Raw genomic sequence first — 11,983 nt, 5'->3', positions numbered from 1 at the left:
ACGATGACGGGCACCCCGGAGGACCGTACTCCGGGGTGTCCGTCTGCATGTGGGGTGGTCAGAAGTCCGCGATCGGGTTCCTCAGGTTGCCCACCAGCTGGAGGGCGCCCGACGGGTCCGACAGGTCCACCATCTGTTCGTTGTTGCGGAGTTGGAGGCGGTTGAGGCAGGAGAGGGCGAACTCGGGGGCGAACATGTCGTACTGCTTGAACCTGTCGGCGAGTTCGGGCGTCGACTCCTGGTAAGCGCGGGTGACCTCCGCGACCGTGCGCCAGAAGTCGGCCTCCTCCAGGATGCCCTCCGAGGCGAGGTTCGCCGCGAGGAAGCGGAAGAAGCAGTCGAAGACGTCCGTGAAGATCGACAGGAGTTTCTTGTCCTCCGGGACCTCCACACGCAGCCGCTCGACCGTGGGCGGCAGCACCGCGTCCGGGTCCATGACCGCGATCTCCTCGGCGATGTCCTTGTAGATCGCGCGCTGCACGACCCCGTCCTTCAGCACCAGGATGACGTTCTCGCCGTGTGGCATGAACACCAGGTCGTAGGCGTAGAAGCTGTGCAGGAGGGGCGTGAAGTAGGCCTGGAGGTAGCGGCGCAGCCACTCCTTCGGGGTGAGGCCCGACCGCTCGATCAGTGCGCCCGCGACGGACGCGCCCTCGTGGTCGACGTGCACCAGGGACGCCATGGTGGCCAGGGACTCGCCCTCGTCCAGGGACGGCACCGGGCTCTCCCGCCACAGCGCGGCGAGCATCTTGCGGTACGGCGAGTAGCGGTCCGTCGCCTGCTCGTACTCCAGGTGCCGGTAGCCGACGGCCGCCCGCTCCCGGATGATCGACAGGCCGGTGGCCTTGAGCACCGGGTCGCCCTCGATGAGCCGGGCCAGCCAGTCGTTGATCGCCGGGGTGGCCTCCATGTAGGCCGCCGACAGGCCCCGCATGAAGCCCATGTTGATGACCGACAGGGCTGTTTTGACGTAGTGCTTCTCGGGGCTGGTGCGGTTGAAGAAGGTCCGGATGGACTGCTGGGCGAGGTACTCGTCGTCGCCCTCACCCAGGCACACCAGGTGCCGGCGGGCCACCTCGGCGGCGAAGGTGACGCTGAGCTTGTTCCACCACTGCCAGGGGTGGACCGGGATCAGCAGGTAGTCGGCGGGGTCCAGGTCCTGATCGCGCAGGACACCGTGGAAGCGGTCGACGGTCTCGGCGCCGAGTTCCCCGCGCAGGAACGACTCGTACTCGATGCCGACACCGGCCGTGAACGCGGCGCGCGAGCGGTGGGCGGCGAGCCAGACCAGGCGGACCGGGCTCGCGGTCTCCGGCGCGTACGACAGGTACTCGTGGATGCCGAAGCCGAGCCGGCCGTTGTTGGCGACGAAGCAGGGGTGGCCCTCGGTCATCCCCGTCTCGATGGCCTGGAAGTCGCCGCGGGCCAGTTCGGCCGCCGTGGTCCTCGGCTTGGCGAGCTTGTAGCAGGTGCCGGACAGCGTGGAGGAGATCTCCTCCAGGTAGACCGGCAGGATGTCGTCGCTCAGGCCCAGGGACTTCCGCAGTTCGATGAAGAAGTCCAGCGCGGCGAGCTCGAGTTCGGTGCCGTCCCGGTGGCGGGTGATCGACTCGGCGTCGACCTGCCAGTGGTCCAGGGCCCGGCGGGTCGCGGTGAAGCGGTAGCTCGTCAGGCCGTCGTCGCTGCGGACGACGTAACCCTGACCGTCCTGCTCGGGGGTGATCAGCCGCTCGTGCGCGAACTCGGCGAGGGCCTTGCGGATCAGGAGGCGGTTGGCCCGCGCCCAGCGGTGGGGGGACAGGTGCGCCACGGCGTCGGACAGGGTCATACGGCTACTCCTCGGGCGGCCAGGAACTGTGCGCGGGTGCAGAAGCTGAGCAGCGCGCGCTTCTCCGGCTTGTCGATCTCGCGCTCGGCCACGAAGCCGACGGTCTCGTTCAACGCGTGTACTGCCTTGTTGTCGACGTCGGGCTCCACCACGACCCGGCGGGTGCGCGGGTCGGCGAACAGCTCGTCCATCACGGTGGTGATGACGGCCCTGGTGAAGCCGTGGATCGGCCGGTCGGTCGGCGCGACCAGGAAGTGCATGCCGACGTCGCCGGGCTCCGGGTCGTACAGGCCGACCAGCTCCACGTACCGGGGGTCGTACTTCTCCATCAGGAACGCCGGCCGGCCCTCGTGCAGGCCGATGAAGGCGTCGTGGTGCTCGTGCGCGGCGATCCGCATGTACTCGCGCTCGACGTCCTGGAGGTCGGCGTCCTGCATCATCCAGTAGGCCGCCTTGGGGTGGGTGACCCAGGAGTGCAGCAGCTCGGCGTCCTTCAGCGGGTCGAGCGGGCGGACGGTGAGCGTTCCGATACCGGTGGCGGCGCTCATACGGCGAACTCCTGGAAGGCGATCGTCTTCTCCACCGGGTAGTACTCGCTGCCGAGCAGCTCACGGATGATGTACGCGTTCCGGTAGGGGCCCATGCCGAGGTCCGGGCTGGTGATGCTGTGCGTGTGGACCCCCGCGTTCTGCAGGAAGATCCCCCGGCCGGTGACGTCGATCGCGTAGTTGCGGGCGACGTCGAAGTTGCCCTGCGAGTCGTAGACCAGGCGGTCCTTGACGGGGGCCAGGAACTCCGGCTCGGCGTACTTGTAGCCGGTCGCCAGGACCAGGCCCTGCGACTGAAGCTCGAAGTCCTTGCCCTGCTCCTCCTGGCGGAAGCCGAGCGTGTAGGTGCCGTTGTCGTACCGGGCGCTGCGCAGTGAGGAGTTGGTGAGCAGCCGGGTGGGGACGGGGCCGCCGAGGTTCTTCTGGTAGAGCAGGTCGAAGATCTCGTTGATGAGGTCGCCGTCGATGCCCTTGAACAGGCCCTTCTGCTCGGCCGTGAGGCGGTAGCGGGTCGCCTCGGGCAGCTCGCGGAAGTAGTCGACGTACTCGGGGGACGTCATCTCCAGCGTGAGCTTGGTGTACTCCAGCGGGAAGAAGCGCGGCGAGCGGGTGACCCAGTTCAGCCGGTAGCCGTGGACGTCGATCTCGCCGAGCAGGTCGTGGTAGATCTCGGCGGCCGACTGGCCCGAGCCGACCAGCGTGATCGAGTCCTTCTTCTGCAGCTCCGCCTTGTTGTCCAGGTAGCGGGAGTTGTGGAGGAAGTCGCCGCCCAGGCCCTGGCAGGCCTCGGGTATGTGGGGCGGGGTGCCGGTGCCGAGGACCAGGTGACGGGCCCGGTAGGTGTCCCCGGCGGTGGTCCGCACGACGTACAGCTCGTCCTCGTACGTCACCTCCGCCACCGTCGTGCCGAAGCGGATGCTGCTCAGTTTGTTCGCGGCCCAGCGGCAGTAGTCGTCGTACTCGACACGCAGCGGGTAGAAGTTCTCGCGGATGTAGAACGAGTACAGCCGGCCCTTCTCCTTCAGGTAGTTCAGGAAGGAGTACGGGGACGTCGGATCGGCGAGGGTGACCAGGTCCGACATGAACGGGGTCTGGAGGTGGGCGCCGTCCAGGAACATGCCGGCGTGCCACTCGAAGTCGGGCTTCGACTCCAGGAAGACGCCGTCGAGCTGGTCGATCGGCTCGGTCAGGCAGGCCAGGCCGAGGTTGAAGGGGCCGAGCCCGATGCCCACGAAGTCATGGGGTGTGGCGGGGTGTTCAGGACGCGCGGTCAAGGGACTCTCCCAGGTACTGCTCGGCGTGGCCGGCGATCAGGTCGAGGACGGCGGCGATGTCGGACGCCTGCGTCTCGGGGTTGAGCAGGGTGAACTTCAGGTAGTGGCGGCCGCCGACCTTGGTGCCCGCGACGATGGCGTCACCGGAGGCGAACAGGGCCTTGCGGGCGTAGAAGTTGGCGCGGTCGATCTCGGCGGGGTCGGTGACGGCCACCGGGATGTACCGGAAGACCAGCGTGGACAGGCTCGGCTCCACGACGACGTCGAAGCGCGGGTCGGCGGCCAGCAGGCGCCAGCCCTCCCGGGCCAGTTCGCACACCTCGTCGAAGAGCTGACCGATGCCGTCGGCGCCCATGGTCCGCAGGGTCATCCACAGCTTCAGGGCGTCGAAGCGTCGGGTGGTCTGCAGGGACTTGTCGACCTGGTTGGGGATGCGCTCCTCCACCATGCGCCGCGGGTTGAGGTACTCGGCGTGGTAGGTGGCGTGGCGCAGCGTGGCGGCGTCCCGCACGAGCACGGCCGAGGAACTCACCGGCTGGAAGAAGGACTTGTGGTAGTCGACGGTGACCGAGTCGGCGCGCTCGATGCCGCTGATGCGGTCCCGGTGCTTCAGGGAGGCCAGCAGGCCGCAGCCGTAGGCGGCGTCGACGTGCATCCAGGTGCCGAACTGCTCGCACAGCTCGGCGATCTCGGGCAGCGGGTCGATGGAGCCGAAGTCGGTGGTGCCGGCGGTGGCGACGACGGCCATGGGGACGAGGCCGTCCTTCGTGCAGCGCTCCAGCTCGCGGGCGAGCGCGACGGTCTGCATGCGCTTGTCGTGGTCGACGGGTATGGAGACCACGGCGTCCGGGCCGAGCCCGAGGAGTTTCGCGGACTTCTTCACGCTGAAGTGGCTGACCTCGGAGGCGAAGATGCGCAGGTCGGCGAGGCCGGCAGGACCTTCCCACCCGTTCCGCCCCGGCTTGGCCTCCTCGCGGGCGAGCAGCAGCGCCTGGAGGTTGGACTGGGTGCCGCCGGAGGTGAACACGCCGTCGGCGGCGGGGCCGAGGCCGATGCGCTCGGTCGTCCAGTCGATCAGTTTCCGCTCGATGAGCGTGCCGCCGGCCGACTGGTCCCAGGTGTCGAGGGAGGAGTTCACGGCGGACAGGACGGCCTCGCCGAGCACGGCCGGGATGACGACCGGGCAGTTCAGATGGGCCAGGTAGCGGGGGTGGTGGAAGTAGATCGCGTCCCGGAGGTAGACGTCCTCCAGCTCGTCGAGCACCGCGGAGGTGTCGTGCAGCGGCTGGTCGAGGTCGATCTCGTCGATGCGGGGGGAGAGGGCGTCGACGCTGATGCCGGTGAACGGCCGTTCGGTGGCGGCGAGTTTGGCGGCCACCCGCTCGACTCCGTCGGTCACGGAGCGGCGGTACTGCTCCGCGGTGGTGTCGTTGAGCAGGTGCGAGCGCATGTGGGGGTCCTCCGGTGGGGACAGTCCGGTGTGGGACGGGGTGGGCTGGTCTCCGGCGTCCAGAACTTAGGTAAGCCTAACCTAAGTTGATCGAGGAGTGGGCAGCCCCTGCCGTGACGGTGGTCACTCCTGTCACGTCAGTGCCGGTGAGCCGCGGTCATGCCTCCGCCCGCAACTGTTCCTCGCTCACACCACGCCGCCAGTAGCCGACGAACGTCACCCTGCGGCGGTCGATCCCGAGCTCGCGCACGAAGTGCCGGCGCAGCTCCTTCACGCACCCCGACTCGCCGGCGATCCAGACGTACGGCCGCTCGGCGGATGGCAGCGGGGCGTTGCGGAGGGCGTCGAGGGCCATGGGGGAGCCCTCGGCGCTCCCCTCCTCCCTCACCAGCCAGGTGATCTCGGCGTCGGCCTCGGTCGCCAGGTCCTGGATGTCGTCGGCGTGCGGGACCTCCAGCCAGACCCGGGCGCGGGTGCCGGCGGGAAGCGACTCGACGATGGCGGAGGCGGCGGGCACGGCGGTCTCGTCGCCCCAGACGACGACGAGGTCGGTGTCCCCGGGCGGCCGGAACCGGATCGCCCGGTTGTCGGCGATGGCCGGGCCGAGCAGCAGGACCCGGTCCCCGGCGGTGGCCCGGGCGGCCCAGCGGGAGGCCGGGCCGGCCTGGACGCAGGCGCCCGGTCCGATGCCGTGCAGGGCGAAGTCGATGTCGATCTCGTCCGGGTCCCGGCGCAGGTCGCGCAGGGTGTAGGAGCGCATCACGGCCCGTACGTCGTCCGGGAGTTCACGCCAGCCCTGCCACCAGCCGTCCCCGAGTTCGAGCGGGACGACCGGCTCGGGCTGACCCGGGTGCGGCAGGAACAGCGACAGGGACTGGTCGCGCCCGTCGGAGTGGAAGGCGTGCAGATCGGGCCCGCCGAAGGTGACACGGACCAGGGACGGCCCGAGCCGCCTCGTCCGCAGGACCTGGAGGGAGAAGAAACGGAACGGGGCGGCTACGGCGGTCGTCATGGTGACTCCTGATTCGTCGTCAGGGGTGAGTGGAGGCACTCAGGGGGCGAGACCGGCGGGCCGGGCGGCCATCAGTGCGGGGCCGTGTCGACACATGGCTCCGCCGCGCGGGCGCGGCCGGCCGCATCCGGCCCGCGCCCGCGACGCCTCCTCGAGCGCTCCGCGGGTGGCGCGTCAGGAGACCTTCTTCGCGCTCTCGATCGCCTTGGCGAGGTTCTCGACCAGGGGCGTGCACTTGTCGTACGACAGGATCGGCTCGGGCGAACGCGCGATGACCTGGCCGGCCTTGACCGCGGGGAGCTTCTTCCAGGTCGCCTCGGTGATGTCGGCCGGCTGGATGGTCGAGGCGCGGTCGTCCATCATGATGATGTCGGCCGGGTACTTGTCGACGTTCTCCCAGCTGAGGTTCTCGAACCAGCCGCCGTTGGCCTTCTTGGCCTTCTCCGGGGGCTCGACGAGGTTCACGCCGAGGGCCTTGAAGTACTCCAGGTCGATGGAGAAGTTGGAGCCCGAGACGTAGAAGATGGCGTCCGAGGCGGAGCCGGCCAGCACCTTGATCTCGGGGCGCGACTTGGCGGCCTTGCGCAGCCGCTCGGAGGCGGCCTCGAAACGCTTCTTCGCCTCGACGGCCTTCGCGGCCTTCAGGTCGGCGCCGAGGGACTCGGCGAGCTCGGCCATGCGCTGCAGCGGCTTGGGCAGCTGACGGTCGAAGACCGAGATCGCAACGCTCGGGGCGAGCTTGGCGATCTTGTCCTTGGACGCCTCGGGGACGTACCAGAGGGAGCCGGCGGCGTCGAAGGTGGTGGTGAGGAGCACCTCGGGCTGGAAGGCCGCGTACTGCTCGACGTTGAACTGGTCGAAGCGGTTGCCGAAGACGGTCAGCTTGCTGACGTCCATGTCGCCGGCCTGGACGTCGGCCTTGCCGTCCTTGGTCTTGGTCGGGCCGAAGACGCCCTTGACCTCGATGCCGTAGTCGTACAGGGCGGCGGCGACGCCGGTGAACGCGACGATCTTCGTGGGGACGTGGTCCAGGCTCACGGTCTTGCCGCGGTCGTCCTTGAAGGACCAGGGGCCGGACCCCGCGGCACCCTTCGCGCCCGAGCCGCTGTCCTTGGAGTCCTCACTGCCACACGCGGTCACGAGGGCGCCGAGCCCGAGAGCACCACCGGCGGCGAGCAGGCCGCGGCGGGAGAAACGGGCGGTTCTGGCGTTCGACATGACTGGGTCTGCTTTCGTGCGTACGGAGCCACTGCGGGCAGGGCCGACAGCCCCGTGGCTGAGATCGACCTTAGGTTAGCCTAACCTGAGATCTTGTCCAGGGGGTCGGGGGATGTGTGCCCAGGGGTGATGGTGGGGATGCGAAGGCGCGCAGTGATCCGAGTCACGAGGGGGCTGAGGTTCCGCTCGGCGCGTCCCCTACGACGTGAAACGGCCGGTCACGGCTCGGACCAGATCGGTGCGGGCGACCTGCAGCACGAAGTCCTGACCGCGACTGGGCGCCGGTTTCGCGTACCAAGGGAGGCCACGGCGGCGCCACTTGGCGGGCGGAAGATCGTGGGGAAGCGGTGGCAGGCTCAGCGCCCACGGCCCGAGGCGCAGTCGTCCCGTCCACGTTCCGGCCGTGAGCGCGGTGACCGGCGCGCGCACGGTGAAGGGGCCACCGGCTGGTGAGCCGGGGCCGGCGGCGAAGACGGCGGTCCTGCCGCTGTCGTCCGCCAGGTGGACGGTGAGAGCGCCGTCGGGGAGGGCGGCGAGTGTGCAGCGACCGGTCACCTCCAGTTCCGCGGGGGAGCCGGGAGCCCACCGGACGCCGTCGAGACTCAAGTGGGGCAGGACCTCGTGCTTGCGCTCGCCGATGTCGAGCGTGAAGTTGCCGTGGGGTCTGGTGGCGTAGAGCGTCACGGCCCGGAGCGCCTCACCACTGCCCACGAGGTGCGTCGCCGGAGCGCCGGAGACCTCTCTGTGTCTCCGGCTGCCGATCCGGACCTCGCGGGACACCCCCTGGGCGCCGACGGCGAGGAAGACGTCCCAGAGGCCGTCGGGCAGGGGTTCGCCGTCGGCGGCGGTGGTGATGTCGACGGCGGCCTCGAAACCGGCCGTGTCGTAGCAGTACCGCCCTTCGTCCTCTTCCTCGCCCAGCCCGGGTGTCGCCGTGTGCGTGACGGCAAGCCGGTGCTCGGTCCCGCTGTCCCGCTCGCGCAGCACCAGCTCGGTGGACACGTCTTCGGTGGCGACGCGGTGCAGGTAACCGTGTCCGGCAAGATGCAGCACGGTGCCGTGCAGTTCGGCGCGGGTCACCCGGTGCCGTACCCCGAGTTCCGGTCCCAACGGCACGAACTCCGGTCCGCACACACTGTCTTCGGTCGTGGAGAAGACGGCGGCCACGAGCACGACGCCCGAGGTCACAGCTCAGGACACCTACACCTACGACGTGACCGGCAACACCAAGACCCGTGTTCTCAACGGGGACACCCAGTCCCTGGACTGGGACAAGCAGGGTGAGCTGACCAAGGTCACCAACGCCGACGGCACGGCGACGCAGTACACGTACGACGCGTCGGGCGAGCGGATCCTGCGGGACACCTCCAAGGAGAAGACGTTCTACCTGCCGGGCATGGAGCTGCACCTGGACAAGTCGACGTCCAAGGTGACGACGACTCGTTACTACGCGTTCGGCGCCATGCAGATCGCCATGCGCGATGCGTCCGGTGTCCACTTCCTGGCGTCGGACCACCAGGGGACGGCCCAACTGGCGATCAACGCCAAGACGGGCGAGACGACGCGCCGCCGCACCGACCCCTTCGGTAACCCGCGTGACGAGTCCACGTCGACGTCCTCGTCTCGTGCCTGGGTGAGCGACAAGGGCTTCGTCGGCGGCACGGTCCAGAAGTCCACGGGCCTGACCACTCTCGGGGCACGCGAATACGACTCCGACACGGGCCGCTTCATTTCGGCGGACCCGATCATCGACTACACCGACCCCCAGCAGATCAACGGCTACTCGTACAGCAACAACAACCCGGTCACCTTCTCCGACCCGAGCGGCCTCAAGCCCGACGACTGCGTGAACGTCGGCATCACCTGCACCCTGGAGCGTGACGGCGGGTGGGAGGTCAAGGCGACCGACACGTACTACACGTACTACGGGGTCAAGAAGCCGAAGGAGTCGCCGGCGCAACACCGGGCGCGCCAGCAGAGGGCACAGGCGGACGCGGCAAAGCAGCGGGCGATCGCCGTCGCCAAGGAACTGGCGAAGATCGTCGCGGACGAGCTGGGCATCACGGACGCGCTGGACTGCTTCACCACGGGCGCGTTGGGCTCCTGCGGAGCCACGGCACTCAACGTGGTGTCGTCACTCGTCGCCGGCGGACCGCTGTCACGGCTGGCGGCGAAGTACTGGAACAAGCTGGACAAGGCCTGGGCCTTGATCAAGCGCATCGGAGGCCTGAGCCGCAGGCTGTGGGACAGCTTCCAGGACTGGCGCAAGAGCAGCAAGGCGGCGGACGAGGCGACGGAGGCCATTACCTGCAAGGTGGGCAACAGCTTCACGCCCGGTACCAAGGTGTTGATGGCCGACGGTTCGACAAAACCGATCAAGGACGTCGACATCGGCGACAAGGTCTTGGCGACCGACCCGGAGACGGGCGAGACGAGGGTCGAGACGGTCACAGCCGAGATCAAGGGCCGGGGCCTCAAGCACCTGGTCAAGGTCACAGTGGACATAGACGGCAAGAGGGGCTCGAAGACGGCTTCGGTCACGGCGACTGATGGCCATCCGTTCTGGGTGCCTGAGCTGCGGGAGTGGGTCGACGCCACTGATCTGAAGGCGGGGGAGTGGCTGCGAACTGGCGCGGGCTCGCGTGTGCAGGTCGCTTCCGTGAAACGGTGGACGACGGGTCTGGCTACGGTTCACAACCTCACCGTCCGTGATCTGCACACCTACTATGTTGTGGCAGGTGACAGAAGTCTTCTCGTGCACAACATGGGAGGGCGAAAGCCTGGGCAGCGGCCTAATTACGATGCCGAAGGTCCTCACACCACGTTCGTGCGTCACGGTGGAACGGGGCAGATCAAGAAGTATGCAGAGTGGGCACCGCAGTCCAACCCGCGGAATCCAGCTCCTTTCGAACTCGTAAAGAGGTTTGACCTTGAAGGGCCCGCGCATACGAACGCGGACGGTACCGTAGTGGAAACACCTCACATCAATCTTCCGAACGGGGGTGACGCGCGTGCGCCGCAAGACTGGGAGAAGCCCCTCGGCTGCTCCTGATGGGGGCCGGGGTATCCGTTATATCCAGTCGTGGTACGCATCCAACTGCGACGGCGAATGGGAGCACGAGTTCGGCATCAGAATGGCCACTACGGATAATCCTGGGTGGCACATTCGGATCGATGTGAGCGAAACGGACTTGGAAGGTGTCGTCGTGCCTCGCGAAAGGCACGATCTCTCCGACGGAGGATGGATGATCGCCTGGAGCGACGGAAAGGTCTTCCAGGCGGCCTGTGGTCCCATGTCACTCCGTGACGTGGATGCTCTCTTCGAAGAGGTGGCCGAGGGCGCCGCTGTTGGTGAGGCGGAAGAGTCGAGCAAGTGAAGTGAAAGAGCAGGGGGTCTTCCCGCACCAGGTGCGGGAAGAACCCCTGCTCTTGGGCCGTGCACGGCTGCCGTCGGCCTGCGCCATGGCCGGTGCAGGTCCTTCGGCGTTGCTCAGCCCACCAACCCCAACTCCCGCGCGATCAGCATCCGCTGCACCTCGCTCGTGCCCTCGCCGATTTCCAGGATCTTGGAGTCTCGCCACATGCGGGCGACCGGGTATTCATTCATGAAGCCGTAGCCGCCGTGGATCTGGGTGGCCTCTCGGGCGTTGTCCACCGCGACCGTGGACGAGTGGAGTTTCGCCAGGGCCGCTTCCTTCTTGAAGGGGGCTCCGGACACCAGGCGGGCCGCCGCGTCGCGCCAGGCGAGGCGGGCCGTGTGGGCCTTCATCTCCATGTCCGCGATCTTGAACTGGATGGCCTGGTTGGCGGCGATCGGCTTGCCGAAGGCGTGGCGTTCCTTGGCGTACTTGACCGACTCGTCGACGCAGCCCTGCGCCAGGCCCGTCGCCAGGGCCGCGATGGCGATGCGGCCCTCGTCGAGGATGCGCAGGAACTGGGCGTAGCCGCGGCCCTCCTCGCCCAGGAGGTTCGCCGCGGGGACGCGGACGTCCGTGAAGGACAATTCGCGGGTGTCCGAGGCGTTCCAGCCGACCTTCGAGTACGGGGCCGCCACGGTGAAGCCGGGCGTGCCGGACGGCACGATGATCGAGGAGATCTGCGGCCTGCCGTCGGGCTTGCGGCCCGTGACCGCCGTGACCGTCACCACGCCCGTGATGTCCGTCCCCGAGTTGGTGATGAAGCACTTGGTGCCGTTGATCACCCACTCGTTCGTGGCGGCGTCCAGGCGGGCCGTCGTGCGGGTCGCGCCCGCGTCGCTGCCGCCGTCCGGCTCCGTCAGGCCGAACGCGCCCAGAAGCTCGCCCGAGCAGAGGCGAGGAAGCCACTCCTGCTTCTGCGCCTCGGTGCCGTAGAGGTGGATCGGCATCGCGCCCAGCGAGACGCCGGCCTCCAGGGTGATGGCGATCGAGGAGTCGACCCGCGCCAGCTCCTCCAGGGCCACGCCGAGGGCCAGGTAGTCACCGCCCATGCCGCCGTACTCCTCGGGGAACGGCAGGCCGAACAGGCCCATGCGGCCCATCTCGCGGACGATCTCGTAAGGGAACTCGTGCCGCTCGTAGAAGTCGCCGATCTTCGGCGCCACCACCTCGTGCGCGAACTCCTCGACCGTACGGCGTAGTTCCTCCAGCTCGGGGGAGAGACGGTAGTCCATCG

At 68.4% G+C, this 11,983-nt stretch carries 9 protein-coding genes and 1 pseudogene; 2 read left to right on the top strand and 8 right to left on the bottom strand.

Translation table 11 applies throughout. The features are described from left to right. Window positions 1–58: 58 nt before the first annotated feature. The 7 genes from AB0B29_RS03440 to AB0B29_RS03410 all read right to left on the bottom strand — a co-directional run bounded on the left by AB0B29_RS03440 (window position 59) and on the right by AB0B29_RS03410 (window position 8,383). The gene (locus AB0B29_RS03440) at window positions 59–1,828 is read right to left on the bottom strand and encodes an IucA/IucC family protein (RefSeq protein WP_362233333.1); all 1,770 of its coding nucleotides are present in this window, start codon (window positions 1,826–1,828) and stop codon (window positions 59–61) included. Next, window positions 1,825–2,376 carry a GNAT family N-acetyltransferase gene (locus AB0B29_RS03435; protein ID WP_362233331.1) on the bottom strand — a complete coding sequence of 184 codons (552 nt, stop codon included), beginning with the start codon at window positions 2,374–2,376 and terminating at the stop codon, window positions 1,825–1,827. Before AB0B29_RS03435 ends, AB0B29_RS03440 begins: the two co-directional genes overlap by 4 nt. Continuing rightward, a complete protein-coding gene (locus tag AB0B29_RS03430; protein ID WP_362233328.1) occupies window positions 2,373–3,650 on the bottom strand; it encodes a lysine N(6)-hydroxylase/L-ornithine N(5)-oxygenase family protein in 1,278 nt (425 codons plus the stop codon). The genes AB0B29_RS03435 and AB0B29_RS03430 overlap by 4 nt, the downstream gene beginning before the upstream one ends. Next, window positions 3,634–5,100 (bottom strand): lysine decarboxylase DesA, encoded by a 1,467-nt coding sequence (gene desA, locus AB0B29_RS03425; RefSeq protein ID WP_362233325.1) that lies wholly within the window; start codon window positions 5,098–5,100, stop codon window positions 3,634–3,636. Before desA ends, AB0B29_RS03430 begins: the two co-directional genes overlap by 17 nt. A gap of 157 nt (window positions 5,101–5,257) precedes the next feature. Further along, window positions 5,258–6,112 (bottom strand): siderophore-interacting protein, encoded by an 855-nt coding sequence (locus AB0B29_RS03420; RefSeq protein WP_362233323.1) that lies wholly within the window; start codon window positions 6,110–6,112, stop codon window positions 5,258–5,260. A 174-nt stretch (window positions 6,113–6,286) separates the two neighbouring features. Beyond that, window positions 6,287–7,330 carry an ABC transporter substrate-binding protein gene (locus AB0B29_RS03415; RefSeq protein ID WP_362233320.1) on the bottom strand — a complete coding sequence of 348 codons (1,044 nt, stop codon included), beginning with the start codon at window positions 7,328–7,330 and terminating at the stop codon, window positions 6,287–6,289. Between the two features lie 198 nt (window positions 7,331–7,528). After that, window positions 7,529–8,383 carry a hypothetical protein gene (locus AB0B29_RS03410; protein ID WP_436845785.1) on the bottom strand — a complete coding sequence of 285 codons (855 nt, stop codon included), beginning with the start codon at window positions 8,381–8,383 and terminating at the stop codon, window positions 7,529–7,531. Window positions 8,384–8,429: 46 nt separating this feature from the next. Between AB0B29_RS03410 and AB0B29_RS03405 the strand changes: the two are divergent. Beyond that, window positions 8,430–10,094: pseudogene (locus tag AB0B29_RS03405) on the top strand (polymorphic toxin-type HINT domain-containing protein); the annotation flags it as partial. 247 nt (window positions 10,095–10,341) lie between these two features. Further along, window positions 10,342–10,707, top strand: coding sequence for an Imm53 family immunity protein (locus AB0B29_RS03400; RefSeq protein ID WP_362233311.1), 366 nt, complete (start codon window positions 10,342–10,344; stop codon window positions 10,705–10,707). A 113-nt stretch (window positions 10,708–10,820) separates the two neighbouring features. Here the strand turns inward: AB0B29_RS03400 and AB0B29_RS03395 are convergent, their stop codons facing one another. Then, entirely contained in the window at window positions 10,821–11,981 is a 1,161-nt protein-coding gene (locus AB0B29_RS03395; protein ID WP_362233309.1) for an acyl-CoA dehydrogenase family protein, read from the bottom strand. Window positions 11,982–11,983: the final 2 nt, after the last annotated feature.

Source organism: Streptomyces tibetensis (assembly GCF_040647715.1).
Taxonomy (GTDB): Bacteria; Actinomycetota; Actinomycetes; order Streptomycetales; family Streptomycetaceae; genus Streptomyces; species Streptomyces tibetensis_A.
The sequence above is the reverse complement of the archived record's forward strand: the minus strand, read 5'-3'. Positions and strand labels throughout refer to the sequence as shown.

Bases quoted from the DNA above. Each gene is read 5' to 3' on its own strand.
- AB0B29_RS03440 (WP_362233333.1), bottom strand. From the start codon at position 1,828: ATGACCCTGTCCGACGCCGTGGCGCACCTGTCCCCCCACCGCTGGGCG.
- AB0B29_RS03435 (WP_362233331.1), bottom strand. From the start codon at position 2,376: ATGAGCGCCGCCACCGGTATCGGAACGCTCACCGTCCGCCCGCTCGAC.
- desA (WP_362233325.1), bottom strand. From the start codon at position 5,100: ATGCGCTCGCACCTGCTCAACGACACCACCGCGGAGCAGTACCGCCGC.
- AB0B29_RS03420 (WP_362233323.1), bottom strand. From the start codon at position 6,112: ATGACGACCGCCGTAGCCGCCCCGTTCCGTTTCTTCTCCCTCCAGGTC.
- AB0B29_RS03415 (WP_362233320.1), bottom strand. From the start codon at position 7,330: ATGTCGAACGCCAGAACCGCCCGTTTCTCCCGCCGCGGCCTGCTCGCC.
- AB0B29_RS03395 (WP_362233309.1), bottom strand. From the start codon at position 11,981: ATGGACTACCGTCTCTCCCCCGAGCTGGAGGAACTACGCCGTACGGTC.